The organism is Moritella sp. (genome assembly GCF_013215705.1).
GTDB lineage: Bacteria > Pseudomonadota > Gammaproteobacteria > Enterobacterales > Moritellaceae > Moritella.
Map to the genome: position 1 here is coordinate 42,750 of NZ_JABSQR010000007.1, position 15,001 is coordinate 57,750.

General features: G+C 42.2%; 12 protein-coding genes. 4 read left to right on the plus strand and 8 right to left on the minus strand.

Translation table 11 applies throughout. From position 1 onward, the window contains the following. Positions 1 to 36: 36 nt before the first annotated feature. From HRT96_RS04770 to HRT96_RS04785, 4 genes are all read right to left on the minus strand, one after another. A complete protein-coding gene (locus tag HRT96_RS04770) occupies positions 37 to 555 on the minus strand; it encodes a HipA domain-containing protein (RefSeq protein WP_293152967.1) in 519 nt (172 codons plus the stop codon). A 187-nt stretch (positions 556 to 742) separates the two neighbouring features. Beyond that, positions 743 to 1,687, minus strand: coding sequence for a porin (locus HRT96_RS04775; protein ID WP_293152970.1), 945 nt, complete (start codon positions 1,685 to 1,687; stop codon positions 743 to 745). Positions 1,688 to 1,889: 202 nt separating this feature from the next. Beyond that, entirely contained in the window at positions 1,890 to 2,819 is a 930-nt protein-coding gene (nudC, locus tag HRT96_RS04780; protein ID WP_293153595.1) for an NAD(+) diphosphatase, read from the minus strand. A 67-nt stretch (positions 2,820 to 2,886) separates the two neighbouring features. Continuing rightward, a complete protein-coding gene (locus HRT96_RS04785) occupies positions 2,887 to 3,792 on the minus strand; it encodes a LysR family transcriptional regulator (protein ID WP_293152973.1) in 906 nt (301 codons plus the stop codon). Between the two features lie 188 nt (positions 3,793 to 3,980). Between HRT96_RS04785 and HRT96_RS04790 the strand changes: the two genes are divergently transcribed. Continuing rightward, positions 3,981 to 6,818 (plus strand): FAD-binding and (Fe-S)-binding domain-containing protein, encoded by a 2,838-nt coding sequence (locus HRT96_RS04790; protein ID WP_293152976.1) that lies wholly within the window; start codon positions 3,981 to 3,983, stop codon positions 6,816 to 6,818. A 122-nt stretch (positions 6,819 to 6,940) separates the two neighbouring features. Here the strand turns inward: HRT96_RS04790 and HRT96_RS04795 are convergent, their stop codons facing one another. Further along, entirely contained in the window at positions 6,941 to 8,251 is a 1,311-nt protein-coding gene (locus HRT96_RS04795) for an acetyl-CoA hydrolase/transferase C-terminal domain-containing protein (protein ID WP_293152979.1), read from the minus strand. Positions 8,252 to 8,551: 300 nt separating this feature from the next. On the opposite strand from HRT96_RS04795, the gene HRT96_RS04800 reads away from it, so the two are divergent. Both HRT96_RS04800 and HRT96_RS04805 read left to right on the plus strand, forming a co-directional pair. After that, positions 8,552 to 9,580 carry a helix-turn-helix transcriptional regulator gene (locus HRT96_RS04800; protein WP_293152982.1) on the plus strand — a complete coding sequence of 343 codons (1,029 nt, stop codon included), beginning with the start codon at positions 8,552 to 8,554 and terminating at the stop codon, positions 9,578 to 9,580. A 175-nt stretch (positions 9,581 to 9,755) separates the two neighbouring features. Further along, a complete protein-coding gene (locus HRT96_RS04805; RefSeq protein ID WP_293152985.1) occupies positions 9,756 to 11,786 on the plus strand; it encodes an FAD-dependent oxidoreductase in 2,031 nt (676 codons plus the stop codon). Between the two features lie 96 nt (positions 11,787 to 11,882). On the opposite strand, the gene HRT96_RS04810 is transcribed toward HRT96_RS04805, so the two are convergent. From HRT96_RS04810 to HRT96_RS04820, 3 genes are all read right to left on the minus strand, one after another. Beyond that, entirely contained in the window at positions 11,883 to 12,302 is a 420-nt protein-coding gene (locus HRT96_RS04810) for a GNAT family N-acetyltransferase (RefSeq protein ID WP_293152988.1), read from the minus strand. A 14-nt stretch (positions 12,303 to 12,316) separates the two neighbouring features. Beyond that, on the minus strand, positions 12,317 to 12,856 hold the full coding sequence (locus HRT96_RS04815; RefSeq protein WP_293152991.1) for a GNAT family protein: 540 nt from the start codon (positions 12,854 to 12,856) through the stop codon (positions 12,317 to 12,319). Positions 12,857 to 13,021: 165 nt separating this feature from the next. Then, positions 13,022 to 13,618 carry an XRE family transcriptional regulator gene (locus HRT96_RS04820; RefSeq protein WP_293152994.1) on the minus strand — a complete coding sequence of 199 codons (597 nt, stop codon included), beginning with the start codon at positions 13,616 to 13,618 and terminating at the stop codon, positions 13,022 to 13,024. A gap of 101 nt (positions 13,619 to 13,719) precedes the next feature. On the opposite strand from HRT96_RS04820, the gene HRT96_RS04825 reads away from it, so the two are divergent. Then, entirely contained in the window at positions 13,720 to 14,925 is a 1,206-nt protein-coding gene (locus tag HRT96_RS04825) for a benzoate/H(+) symporter BenE family transporter (protein ID WP_293152997.1), read from the plus strand. Positions 14,926 to 15,001: the final 76 nt, after the last annotated feature.

Consider the following 15,001-nt stretch of genomic DNA (forward strand, 5'->3'; position numbering starts at 1 on the left):
AAAAACCAACGGCGACGGCTGTTGGTTTTTTTCATCCTATAACTCAATCTGTTTCATCTCTTCAACCTGAGCTAAGTAATACTCACACCGTATTTGAATGCTTTTTTTATACGCTTCGACATATTTAGACTCTGCCTCCGTAAGCTCCCAAGCTTGTTTTACTGCTTTATCCAAATTACTAAGAATAGATTTAGGCAGTTGGTAAGCATGAACCTTATCAGCTTCGAACTCATCACCAATAGCCATAGCAAGCTCTTGATCAAACACTGGATACATCTGTACATTAACAAGATCGTACCACGGGTTGGTACAATGATCTGCAATACTGAACAGCCTCCCCAAGTTCACCCCTTCACGAATATGTCTTACGTCGCGACTACTACCTAAATTTCGTTCATACTTTCTAGCAACAGAAAAATCAAGAGCCTGGCATGCATCAATCATATGGCGGCGCATTACGATATTACGCTCAGTACTATACATACGGTCGAAACGAGTAAGAGATAGGGCTTTGCATTTCCCTATTGGCATGGCCTCAACTTCAGCAACCTGCAAAGCCGTTTATCTAAAGATCAAAAAAAATCCCACTTACTGCAAATAAGTGAGATTTTACATAAAAGAGTTATCACTTTCTGCAACGGAAAAGACTAAAAAACCGACTGATGCAGTGTACTCAATTTTAGTTACACGCCACTCTGTAGGAGTGGCAATTTCAATGAACCTCGGTATTAATTAACCAAGATTAGAAAGAATAACGAGCGCCGACTTGAAATTCATCAGCATTGTCATTATTACCATGTCCAGCTGAAGTATCCGTGCTTAGTGCCACTTTATAGCTCGCATATACAGCCATGTTATCAATATAATGAGCATATTCAAAAGCAACATAGTTAATATCTATATCATTTTGATCATCTGCACTGTAATAGTTATATGAAATATTCACATTGTTTTGACCAAATGCATAAGCTGCATATGCATCAAAAGCATTGAAATCAGCATCAGCCAAGCTACCAGTTTGTACTAGTCCAGACAGTAAAAAATCACCTTGAGTATAACGCGCACCAACCATATATACATCTGATGAGTCAGTTTCAGTATCAAGCGCTTCTGTTGCTGCATAACCCGTACTTACTTCAACATGGTCAAGTAGTTGATAAGCAACCATCACACCGCCGCCATTTTCCGTCGCTTTAAGGTTAGCCGATGCATTGAATTTAAAGTCACCTTTGGCCACACTATAAAGAATAGTATCTTCTGCTCTGTCACCACTGGCTGTGATGTATTCGTTTGTAGAGCCACTAAATACTTCTGCCATATCGGTAAAGTCAGTCAGATATGTAACAGCGTTATCTTGTGTACCGTATGTCACTGTACCGTAAGCAGTTTCAACACCAACATATAAATAACGAGTATTATTTTTAACTTCGGTATCTGCGCTATTGTCTTCTTGTGTTAATTCAAATTCGAATTTTGCAACAGCAGTGATATCATCATTAACTTGATGTTTACCTTGACCGTTAAAACGTACACGAGATTTATCATCAAAATCACTGTCAGCAACGACGCCTCGAGCTTCAACACGTCCACCAAAAGAAAAATCTTCGATGTTTAATTTGTCAGCAAGAACAGGCATAGAAACAAGTGTTGCTAATGTGATCGATAGTGCTTTATTTAATTTTTTCATGAAATTTCCATTTCTAAATTTAGTCAATAATTAATTAAATAAATAGTTATGTATTTATTTAAAATCATAGATTAAAATCAAGTTTTTACATCGCCAATATCTTTAGGCGTCATTGACACCCTCAGTCATAGCGACTGCACTTTACTTGTTTTCTGTCATTATATTGATTAACTCAGCACCTAGTAACTAGTAAAAATACGGGTTATTCACCTAAATTGACCCAGTGATCAATTAAATAACCCGATATTGAATCGCGTCTTGGTACTTTAAAGCCGGGAGCATCATCGCCCCAATCACCAAACGCTTGTATTTCAGCGCGAGAGAACCAGCGTGCGTCATCTATTTCATGTTTATCGACCTGAATATCATCACTGCTGGCATCGGCAATAAAGCCGAGCATGATAGATGATGGAAACGGCCAAGGTTGTGACGCTAAGTACTGCACATTGGTAACGCTAATACCTGATTCTTCCATCACTTCTCTGGCAACAGCTGTTTCTAATGTTTCACCGGGATCAACAAAACCCGCCAGGGTCGAGTACACCCCTTCTGGCCATTCCACTTGACGGCCTAACAGACAACGTTCTATGCCATCCGGAAACTGCTTTCGCACAATCATGATCACCGCAGGATCGGTACGCGGAAAAGTCTGATGCTGACAATCTGGATTGGTACATAATCGCGCATGTCCCGCTGTCGCGGATTTATTCACAGTGCCACAGCGGCCACAAAAACCATGCGAGCGATGCCAAAAACCTAAACCACGCGCCAGTGCCAGTAATGAAGCAGATTGGTTATCCAGTATCACCGCCACTTTACGCAGATCGCCAAATTCACCTTCGACCAAAAATGCAGCAACTAATGCCTCATCAACATGGGTTAAGTCCAACGCAAAATAAGGTGTATTGTCATTATTTTCATCAAGTCCTAAAAACACAGCAGCCTCTAAATCAAGGAGCTGGACAGCCTCAAGCGTTAAAAATAACGGCGCGTTATTCGCTTTATTAAAGTAGTTTTGATCTGTATGGGTTAGTACCCAACGGCTGTTATTATTCTTTTGACTCGCTAACCACTCAGGGCTTTTGCGTTGATTAGATGCACGGTCGAGTAACATCTCACTGTATTTAAGCATCATTATCATCCTTGCTTGTTTTCTTATTTTTTTGTTGGCATGTATTCTGTTGGTCGTTCGTCAACGCTTAACTAAAGTTATCTGCTTGGCGTTGATAAAACTGATAAATGTGTTCAATAAACAGCTTCACTTTTAATGGCTGAAGCTTGGTATACGGGTAAATAGCATAGATACCTAACGACTTAGCCACCTGTTTTGGCAATACTTCAACCAAGGTTCCCGCTTGTAAATCATCGGCCACCAGCACTTTCGGCACATATATCAGCCCTAAATTAAACAACGCCGCTTTGCGTAATGCCGCAGAGTTATTGGTACTGAAATTACCTGATATCTTCACACTGTAATCGTCTTCACGGCCCTTAAACAGCCACTCATTCGCACCGCTTTCCTGATGACTGTACGCCAAACAATTATATTTATCTAAGTCTTGAGGGCGTTTCGGTGTACCATTTTTAGTTAAATAGGTTGGCGATGCACAGATCACCCATTGTGCTTGCACTAGACGGCGGGCGATGTAGCTAGAATCTTGTAATGCGCCAGTACGAATTGCCAAGTCAAAGTTGTTATCAATTAAATCAACAAAGCTATTATCCAGATCCATATGCACATGAATATCAGGATAACTGGCACTAAAATCGGCTATCGCTTCGGCTAGAATAATTTCACCAGACACCGTCGGTACGGTTAACCGAATCGAGCCCGACAAGCTATCCCCTAGCCCATTCATGGCATCGACCGCACCTTGCACCGATTGGTTAATGGTTCTGGCATGTTCAAAAAATACTTTCCCGGCTTCAGTTAACGTTAACTTACGCGTGGTACGAAAAATCAGCTGTACACCCATTTCTTTTTCTAACCGAGTAATGTGTTTACTCACCACTGACTTAGTTAAACCAACAATATCAGCCGCTTTACTAAAAGAACCTTGTTCAATTAGGTGATAAAAAATTAAAAAATCGTCGGTACTTCGCATTATTGGTCCACTTTATGAAACAGTCATGTGTAATCGGGCTAGTATATCAAATAGTGCGAGTTCGGTACTATATCTAAGATCACATAAGTGATTTGTCTAAAACCGCATCATTACAAAATTAAACAAACATAATGTGGCATATTAACAACAAAATAAAAATAACATAGCCGCGTTATTAGGAGCCTGCAATGTCTGACCCTTACCACATACTAATTAGCAAATTACGCCAATCTATTGATGACAAACGTATTATTACCGACCCGACGCTCACCTTCGCTTACGGTACAGATGCCAGTTTTTATCGTTTAATCCCCAAACTGATCTTACAACTCGCTAATTTAGACGAAGTGGTATTGGTAATTAAGACTTGTTATGACATGGCGATCCCCGTGACCTTCCGCGCGGCAGGCACCAGCCTATCCGGTCAAGCCTTGTCAGACTCGGTACTGATCATGCTGACTTCTGATTGGCGCGAACATAAAGTCTTAGACAACGGCAAACAGATCTGGCTACAACCGGGTATTATCGGTGCTGACGCCAATAAGATCTTAGCCCCTTATCAACGTAAGATCGGTCCGGATCCAGCCTCTATCAATACCTGTAAGATCGGTGGTATTGCCGCCAACAATTCATCCGGTATGTGCTGTGGTACGGCGCAAAACAGTTACCAAACCTTAGCCGGTATGACAGTGGTACTTGCCGACGGTACCGTACTCAATACCTTAGACAGCGATAGTGTAGCGCAATTTAAAATCAGTCATAAACAGATGCTTGATGATCTCACTAACCTTGCGCAAGCGTGTAAAGACAATACCGCATTGGCCGACAAGATCCGCCACAAATATCGCCTTAAAAACACCACAGGTTACAGCCTCAACTCATTAACCGATTACAGCGATCCAATTGATGTATTGCAGCATTTGTTTATTGGCTCGGAAGGTACATTGGGCTTTATTGCCGATGTTACTTACAATACGGTGATCGACCATAGCTTTAAAGCCACGGGTCTGTATTTGTTTGCCGATATTGAGCAAACTTGTTTGGCCGTCAGTGCACTTGCTAATACCAGTGTTGCCGCTGTGGAGTTAATGGATAACCGCGCCTTAAATTCAGTTGCAAATAAACCCGGTATGCCAACATTCATCACGCAACTTGCTGTCGATAACAATACCGAAGCCGCGGCACTGCTTGTTGAGATCCACGCCGAAAGTGATAGTGACTTAAACCAACAAGTGATCCAAATTAATACCTTAATCGATGAGCTTAACCCGACTGAAGCGGTTGAGTTTAGTACCGATACCAAGATCTATAATCAGTTATGGGCGATCCGTAAAGAGCTGTTCCCCGCAGTCGGCGCTGTGCGTGAAGCAGGTACCACAGTGATCATCGAAGACGTGGCATTTCCTATCGAACAATTGGCCGCAGCGGTGCGTGACTTAGAGATCTTGTTAAAAAAATACCATTATGATGAAGCGATCATCTTTGGCCATGCATTAGCGGGCAACTTACACTTTGTGTTTACCCAAGCATTCGAAACAGAAAAAGAAATCAATCGTTACAGTAGTTTCATGGACGATGTGGCGCAGTTAGTCGCGGTCGAGTATCAAGGTTCATTAAAAGCCGAGCACGGTACTGGCCGTAACATGGCCCCGTATGTCGAGCTGGAATGGGGTAGCGAAGGTTATGCCTTGATGCAAGAAATCAAACGCATCTTTGATAAAACCGGTATTTTAAACCCCGGAGTGATCTTAAATGATAATAAAAATAGCCACATTACCGATTTAAAAATCATGCCAGCAGCAGACCCACTAATTGATAAATGTATCGAGTGTGGTTTTTGTGAACCTGTTTGCCCATCACGCGAATTATCACTAACGCCACGCCAACGCAATACCGTATATCGTGAGATCAGCCGTTTACAACGTAGCCAAGAAGATCCCGCGCGTCTTGCCGAGTTAGAAAAATCATTTAAATATTTAGGTATTGATACCTGCGCCGCAACAGGCTTATGTGCAGAGCGCTGCCCAGTGGATATTAATACTGGAGACCTGATCCGTAAGTTACGCCAACAACACTCTCCTATCGCCAATGTCATTGCACGTTGGAGTAGCGATCACTTTGCTGGGATAACCACGGCCACGCAAGCGGGGCTCAGTGTGGCTAACGGTATTCATAGTGTTTTAGGGTCTAAGGCCATGCGTACGGTTACCAAAGCCACCCGTAAACTCAGTGGCGGCGCAGTACCATTATGGACACCGAGCATGCCGACTGCCGCAGGTAAAGTGACGCTATTAGCCAGTGATGGTCTGGCGCATAAAAAAGTCGTCTACTTCCCAAGTTGTGCCGCACGTAATATGGGCACCGCAAAGCATGCCATAGATAACCGCCCACTTGCTGAAGTAACGCAAGCGGTATTGCAAAAAGCCGGTATCGAAGTGGTTATGCCCAGCAAGTTATCAGAAAAATGCTGTGGTATGCCGTATAAGAGTAAAGGTTTTGTGGGTACAGCGCTAAGTAAATCGGCGCAGTTAGAGGCTGCTTTATGGGAAGCCTCAGAGCAAGGTAAATTACCGGTATTAATGGATACTAGCCCGTGTGCAAGTACCAGTATTGAGCTGATGACCAAAGACATTGCCATCTATGAACCGTTCCGCTTTGTGGCTGAGTTCGTGATGCCGCATGTTGATATTACCCCGCAACCAGAACCTGTGATGTTACATATTACCTGTACCTCACGTAAGCAAGGTTTAGCTGGGGTGATGGAACAAGTCAGTCGCGCTTGTGCGCAACACGTGATTATTCCAGAAGACATTCAATGCTGTGGTTTTGCCGGAGACAAAGGCTTTACTACACCGGAATTGAATGCCTCGGCCTTGTCACCATTACAACGTCAAGTACCGAGTAATTGCAGTGAGGGTTATTCGAATAGCCGAACCTGTGAGATTGGTTTATCAGAGCACAGTGGCATTGAATACCGCTCGATATTGTATCTGGTAGATAAAGTGAGTGAAAAGCGTGTTGGCTAGAAGGTCACGTTAGCTTGTCATCACCGCTTACTCGCCATTTATAACCACAAAAAATAAGCAGGTCGATGGCCTGCTTATTCATTTCGTAATACTAAATAATAGTCGTTATATATCCAGTCAGATTACTTGCTAAGGCCGACAAAAATCGCTTCTTTGTACAGTCCATCACGGAAATCAGGATGAGCGATTTGAATTAGGGCTTCAACACGCTGAGGAACAGTGAGACCACGAAGGTCAGCGCTACCGTATTCTGTAGCAATGATCTGAACATCATTACGTGGTGTTGTCACCGGCGTACCAGCAGGTAAAGCGACACGGATCGTTGACGCCAAGCCATCTTTACCTTTATGCAAAGAAGCAAGGCAAAGAATACTGAGCCCTCCTTTTGACATTTGTGCACCACGAATAAAGTCTACTTGACCGCCAGAACCCGAAATTTGTCTAAAACCAATACCTTCAGAGGCGATTTGTCCCGTTAAATCCGCCATGATGCAGGTATTTATCGACACGAAGTTATCATTTTTAGCAATTTCATATGGGTTTACAACTGTGGATACGTTGCCAATTTCGATTTCAGGGTTATTGTGAACGTAATCAATCAACTCTTGTGAACCCGCAGTAAACGCAGTAATGATTTTGTTGGGCTTGTAGTTTTTCTTGTCACCACTCACCGCGCCAGCTTTACACAATGCCATCATTGACTCAGTAAACATTTCTGTGTGAATACCAAGATCTTGATGGTCTTTTAGCGCCATGCCCATCGCATTAGAAATAGTACCGATACCGATTTGGAGCGTCATACCATCTTTAACATAAGGAATAACGTGTGAAGCGATCACCTTTTCAAGTTCAGATGGCTCGCCACCTTTCGGACCCGCAACAGAGTGATGCCCCTCAGTAATATGCGTCACTTGATCAACATGGATTAAGTTGTCATCACCCGCGATATAAGGCTGGTGTTTGTTGATAACGGCAATGATGGTATCAGCATGCTTCATGGCTTCGTTATTACCGACACCACCACATGCCCCCATGCTCATGTAACCCTCTTCATTGGGTGGGGTCATTTCAACCACCATCACATTGGGTTGAATTTGATTAAATAACTGCGGGAAATGAGAAAAATGGAAGTTGATCATTTCAACATTGCCCGTCTTTTGAATTTTACGCTCAATAGGTCCCATAAACAGGCTTATATGTTTAAAGCTACGACGAAACTCTGGTTTCAAAAAACCATATTGATGCGTGATAAGACCCGTATATAATTCACAATTTTCAACTTCTTTGACGCGTTTTTCTAACTCAAGTAAAAATAGAACAGGAGTAGACAGTAGGCCGCCAGCCCATACTTTATCTCCTGATTTTATTAGTTTAGTTGCATCCGTTAGAGAAACAGTTTTACTTTCATAAGTATTTTGCCAAGTTGTCATCATAACCTCTCAATAATAGAAAATAAGAACCTATCTGTATTTCATTTCACTCATAACGTTCCGTTGTTATCAGTTAGGATCTTTTTATTTGCTGCCGCGTAATCCGTGCTCTTTGGATCTACTATATTGATAAAAGGTCTGAATGATTTTGCATTTCAGGTCAAGCGTATGACAAAACCGGTCAAGTATTAAAAATGAGATCTGGATCACGTATGTGCCTATGCAAAATAGGACGTCAAAGGTTGTGAAGCGTGCATGATTATATTAGTCTGAATTACAGTTAATTATTCTTGTTTTTGAGTTATGCCAATAAAAAATAAATCGATTAAGTCGTTGTTATCGTATTACATTCATCCCGGTTGGATGCACCTATTAACGAAAGCGGCAGATAAAGTGAATATTGATACTTCGGATGGTATTTCCAATCGTATTATGGCGTCTGAATCGACCAAGAATATGGATGTACGCGAAATCCGAGATTTTCATTATCAACTCTATCTCAATTCGGGTGATCCAACATTTACAATAGATGCAGCCAAACAAGTGACGCCGCTTACATTCGATACCTACTCCCTCTGTTTATGGACATGCCCCGATCTTGTAACCTTGCTAAAAGATGCGGCAGCGTTTTGTATTACGCTAGGTTCGCCTATTCGACTCAGTTTTCATTTGACGCCGCAAGGGGATGCCGAAATTTGGTTATTTAATCAAGAACCGTTAAACAAAGAATCTCACATCACCCATTTAGGGGTCACATTGTATCTGGCGACACTTGTTCAGATTATTCATGAAACCACGGGTCATCAGCTCGATGAGTTGGCGGTGAAACTCATTACTTGGCCCTATGATGATAATCGCTTAGCTGAATTTGAGAAAATAATGCGTTGTCAAATTTCCACCAGCTCGCAGGTGAGAAAGATCCACATAATGCGTAAATACCTTCACAGACCATTGGTCACACAAAATCCTGAAATATATGCCAGCGCTCGTTCCTTATTACTTAATAAAGCCGCGAAGCTTGAAGCCGATGATATTTTATTACAGGTGTATAACACCCTTGATAAGCAACCAAATTTAGATGATTTATCTGCTGAAAGTATCGCTTCGCAGATGCTTTTCAGTGTGCGAACTCTTAATCGTCGATTAGCTGAAGTAGGAATGTCTTATCGAAGCGTGGTCGAAAAATATAAACTTGAAAAAGCACTGCAACTACTCAATCAACCACATCGTAATATTACCGAAATTGCCTTTCATTTAGGATTCGCAGATTTAAGCACATTCTCGCGTGCGTTTAAACGCTGGACAGGGTGTAGTCCGACAAAATCCATATAAAAAATAGAGCAAAAGACTCGCTAAGGATGATCTAAGTCAACTTAGTTACTAATGACCTAAAGTGTCAAATCTATGGCCTGAAAAGTAAAGTAATTCACGTGCTGAATTGTTCTAATTAACACCAGTTAGTGTAACAAGATAAAAATTTGTTACCGTAAAGTACTGGAGCAAAGCAATGTTAAAACAATCACATAAAGTACTATTTGAGCCGATGTATATTGGTAAACTCAAACTCAAAAACCGTTATTCTATGGCCCCGATGGGTACCCTTGGATGTGTGGATGCCGATGGCGCGTATAACCAACGTGGTATTGAGTATTACACCGCCAGGGCTAAAGGTGGTGTAGGCTTGATCATCACTGGCGTTAACATGGTTGAGAATACGCTTGAGCCGTTCCCAATGCCATCGTTACCTTGCCCGACTAACCACCCTATTTCCTACATTCGCAGTGGTAAAGAGCTGACAGAACGAGTTCATGCTTATGGGGCAAAAATATTTGCTCAATTAACAGCTGGATGGGGACGCTCTTGTGTGCCAGGCTTTACGCCAGCAGACAAATCTATCGCCCCATCTGAAGCGCCTAACCGTTTCGACCCGACTATTATTCACCGTGAATTAACCACGGAAGAAGTGAAATACTTCATTCAGAAATTCATCGAAAGTGCTGTTATTGCAAAAAAATCTGGCTTTGATGGCGTCGAAATTCATGCGGTACATGAAGGCTACCTACTTGATCAGTTTACGATGGAATTTTTCAACAAGCGTACAGATCAATATGGCGGAAGTTTCGAGAATCGTTACCGTTTTGCGGTAGAAATAATACACGGTATTAAGGCCACTTGTGGTCAGGATTTCCCAGTAAGCTTGCGTTATTCTGTTAAAGGTAACATGAAAGCCTTCGGCGAAGGTATTCTACCAGGTGAAGACGCTGTTGAAGTGGGTCGTGATATGGAAGAAGGCTTACAAGCAGCTAAATACCTACAAGATGCAGGATTCGATGCCCTCAACGTGGATGCTGGTACCTATGATTCATGGTACTGGAATCATCCGCCTAACTACTTCAAACCTGGTATGTACAAACCCTACTGTAAAGCGGTATCTGAAGTTGTTGATATTCCAGTACTGATGTCAGGCCGTATGGAGAACCCAGACATGGCAAGTCGTGCCGTCATGGAACATGCCGCTGATGGTATTTCGATGGGCCGTCCATTACTTGCTGATCCAGATGTTGTGAATAAGATCCGTCGTGGCCGTTTTGAAGAAGTACGTCCATGTCTATCCTGTCACCTTGGCTGCCTAGGCCGTATGGCAGAAGTGGGTAACATCTCATGTGCAGTGAATCCGCGCTGTGGCCGTGAAGAAGAATATAAACTAACAGCAACCCATAAAACCAAAAAAGTGGTTGTTATTGGTGGCGGTGTTGCCGGTATGGAAGCGGCGTGTATTGCTTCTGAACGCGGACATAACGTTGTTCTATTTGAAAAATCAGAGAACTTAGGTGGTAATGTTATCCCTGGTTCACAAGCGCCATTCAAACATGATGATAAGCAACTTATTACCTGGTTTGAAGGTGAGATGAATCGTAAAAATGTTGATGTACGTATGAATACTGCAGCAACGAAAGCAACCATTGAAGCGGAACAACCAGACAGTGTGATCTTTGCAACAGGGTCTCGCCCAACGACTCCAACTTGGTTAGCCGGACAAGACAAAGCACATGTTGCCATTGCAGAAGATGTACTGATGAACCCAGACCTAATCACTGGCGAAAGTGTAGTGGTGATTGGCGGTGGTTTAGTTGGTTCTGAAACGGCACTGTGGCTTGCACAAAAAGGCAAAAAAGCAATATTAGTTGAAGGTGCAGACGATATTATTGGTGGTCCACACGGTACTTGTTTTGCTAACTACCAGATGCTTAAAGAACTATTGGAGCAAGAGAACGTTGAAATAAAAACATCAACCTTCTTAAAATCAATCACTGATAATGGCATTGAAATTTGCCCTGCGAATGATCAAACAGCAGTGAGCGAAATCAGCGTCGATCACGTTATCCTTGCGATGGGCTATAAAGCAGAGCATAGCTTGTTTGATGAGTTAGCAAATGAACTGGATGTTGAAGATGTGTTTAACATTGGTGACAGCCAAAAAGCACGTACTATTATGACAAGTATCTGGGAAGGTTATGAAGTCGCTCGCTCATTGTAAAATTGATGCGAACTTGTCGCTATAACATGCCGCTTAAAACGCCATATTAGTAAACGATAAATAAACACGAAAGCACAACAAATTTCCTTGCTGTGCTTATTCATTTCGTAACACTAAATAATCCCCCACTACCCCCGTACCTTTACCCACCTCGACAAACCCTTTCGCAAGATAAAACTGCATCGCTTTTTCATTCTTCACCAGGCATTTCAATATCTGCGGTCGGCCATTAAACTCAGTTAGCATAGCAAGTAACTTAGTACCAACGCCCATATCCTGCGCATCATCGGCAACAAACAAATGATGGATGAAATTATCCGGTTCATAAACGGCAATAAAACCAAGTACGCTGTCACCAGTCACGGCTACATAAATAGTGTCATCGGTAACATGCGCATCAAAATCCGTCAACTGATAACCGCGGCTATCCAACCAAGTGAAAGTTGACGTCCTTGATGCCATATAAAGCGCACGTAATGCCGGTAAATATTGCGGTGAGTATGCTGCTATTTCCATATACAAGTCGTTCCTTAACGTAGATCAGTGCAATGAAGACCATAAATCGCGTGACCGATTATATCGCTATTCAAGTTTTCATAATTGCTAATGATCCCTTCTAAGGTCATATTCAAACGCTCACACAGTCGACGACTTGGTCCATTATCAGCAGCGACACATATTTCGACTTTATCCATGCTTAACTCTGAAAATGCGTATTCAATTAAAAAACTCACCGCTTTTGTCATTATGCCCAAGCCTTGGTATTTTTCACTTAACCAATAGCCCACTACAACCTTTTTTAATTCCTGATCAATACTGTTGAAACTGACATTACCCACCACCGTATGCTGATAAACCAGAGCACAAGTCATCGACTTACCTTCTGCGTATCCTTGCAATGATTTACGGATAAACTCAAGGAAGAAGGCTTCACTATTGGCATCAGTCACCCACGGTAACCATTTCGATAAATACGCACGTTCCGCCGTAACTATATCTAAATAATGTCTGGCGAATGACGGCTGCACAATAGCTAATTGTAAATCTGGAGCAATATTTAATGTAAACATTAGCTCTCCTCAATATGATTTATATACCTTCATATTAGGGGTTATTTATACCCCTAACAAGGTAACAGATCACAGATGTAAGATAAAAACAGACCCAATCTCAAGATTATTCACAGCGATAGTCAGCCAGCTTAATATAACGTGCCAGTGACTATTCACACTTAATTAAGCTTGGGTATAACTAATGATATTGTGGATGGTCACAGGCTTCTCCGTCATATTGCGGTAACCGTGTGGCTGGTCAGCATTAAATTTAATACTCTGCCCTTGCTTTAAGGCATGCCACTGCTGTGCAATGCCATCGGCTGTGAGAGCTAAGAAGTATTCCATAGCGCCATCAACAGCAATGATATGCTCTACCACACCTGCATTATGCGGTGCCGAAATATGTTCACGTTGTGGATCTAAAGTGATCTGGAATACTTCTAGTTTAGTCACTGCGTCATAAGGAAATAATGTCACGATATGAATATCATCTTCACTATTGTGCAATTTATTTATAGACACATTTTCTGGTGTATTTGGCTGTGTTTGCGCTAAATCGGTCAGAAAGTAAGACAGTGGCAGCTCAAAACCATTAGCAATACTCCACAGTCGTACCACGGTTGGGCTTGATTCACCGCGTTCAATTTGCCCTAACATAGCTTTTGATACACCAGTATGTTGACTAGTTTTATCTAAACTCCAGCCTTTGTTACTGCGCGCCGTTTTAAGGCGACTACCTAACGATGTATGAATATTGATAATAATGTCCTTTGTCATAACTCTTTTTTTTAAAGCTTTCAGTGGTAATAAAAAGAAGCTTGTGCGTTATTACGTACAAACACTTTATCACGGAATCGATAATTGGAGAAGTAGCGGCAATGAGCAGCAGCATAATATTAAATAGAATAAACATGGGGTTTATTGCTTCTTTAATCGGCTTTACCAGCTCTATCGCTTTAATATACCAAGCGGCGTCGAACCTCGGGGCAGACTTAGTTATGATATCAAGTTGGGTCTTTGCATTGGGACTTGGCATGGGGTTCACTTCGATTGGTTTATCTATCTATTACCGCACTCCGTTACTAATCGCCTGGTCAACACCCGGAGCCGCGTTACTGATCACCAGCACCCAAGGCTTTAGCATTAACGAAGCCGTAGCCGCCTTCATCTTTTCCGCTGGTTTAATTACCCTGTCAGGTGTTTCAGGGTTATTTGAAAAGTTAATGAATCGCGTGCCCCTGCAAATCGCCAGTGCCATGCTAGCTGGGATCTTATTGTCGTTTGGCATTGACGTATTTAATGTCATGAATGAATCCCCACAGCTTGTCGGCCTAATGTTTATCACCTATTTAGTTTGTAAATCATTGATCCCGCGTTTTTCCATGTTCGCGATTTTAATGGTGGCAATTACATCAGCATCGATACAGGGGCTGTTTGTCGTGCCCGAATTAGAATGGAGTATCGGCCAACTGGTATATATTGAGCCTGAATGGAGTATCGCCGCGCTAATCAATATCGGTTTACCCTTGTTTCTGGTCACGATGGCAACCCAAAACATGCCCGGTATCGCCATTTTAAAAGCCCATGGTTATCACGCACCGGTATCCAAATTAATGACGGTCACAGGCATCACCAATATGCTCATTGCGCCCTTTGGTGGTTTCGGTATTAATTTAGCCGCGATCACTGCGGCAATCTGTATGTCAGAAGAAGCCGACCAAGATCCGAAAAAACGCTATTGGGCTGCGGTGAGTGCAGGGGTGTTCTATTTGTTAATGGGAGTTTGTGCGTTAAGCCTCATGACCTTGTTTCAAGCCATGCCGTCAGCCTTAATATATGCATTAGCAGGGATAGCGCTATTCTCTACGATTGGCGGTAGTTTACAACAGGCTTTTGTTGAATCTCCTTACAAAGAAGCAGCACTTATGACTTTTTTAGTCACCGCATCTGATTTTACCTTGTGGCATATTGGCTCGGCATTATGGGGAATATTAGCGGGCTTAACGACCATGGTCATTATCACGCTGACAGCTGAACTTAAAAGCCCTGTTAATACAGGTTCCAGAAAACGTAAAAAAAATTAATAATTCAACCCCTTAAGGCCAAATAACGTGAAAATCAGAATTCAGATCAATAAATTTTGCACTTTATTATTACAAC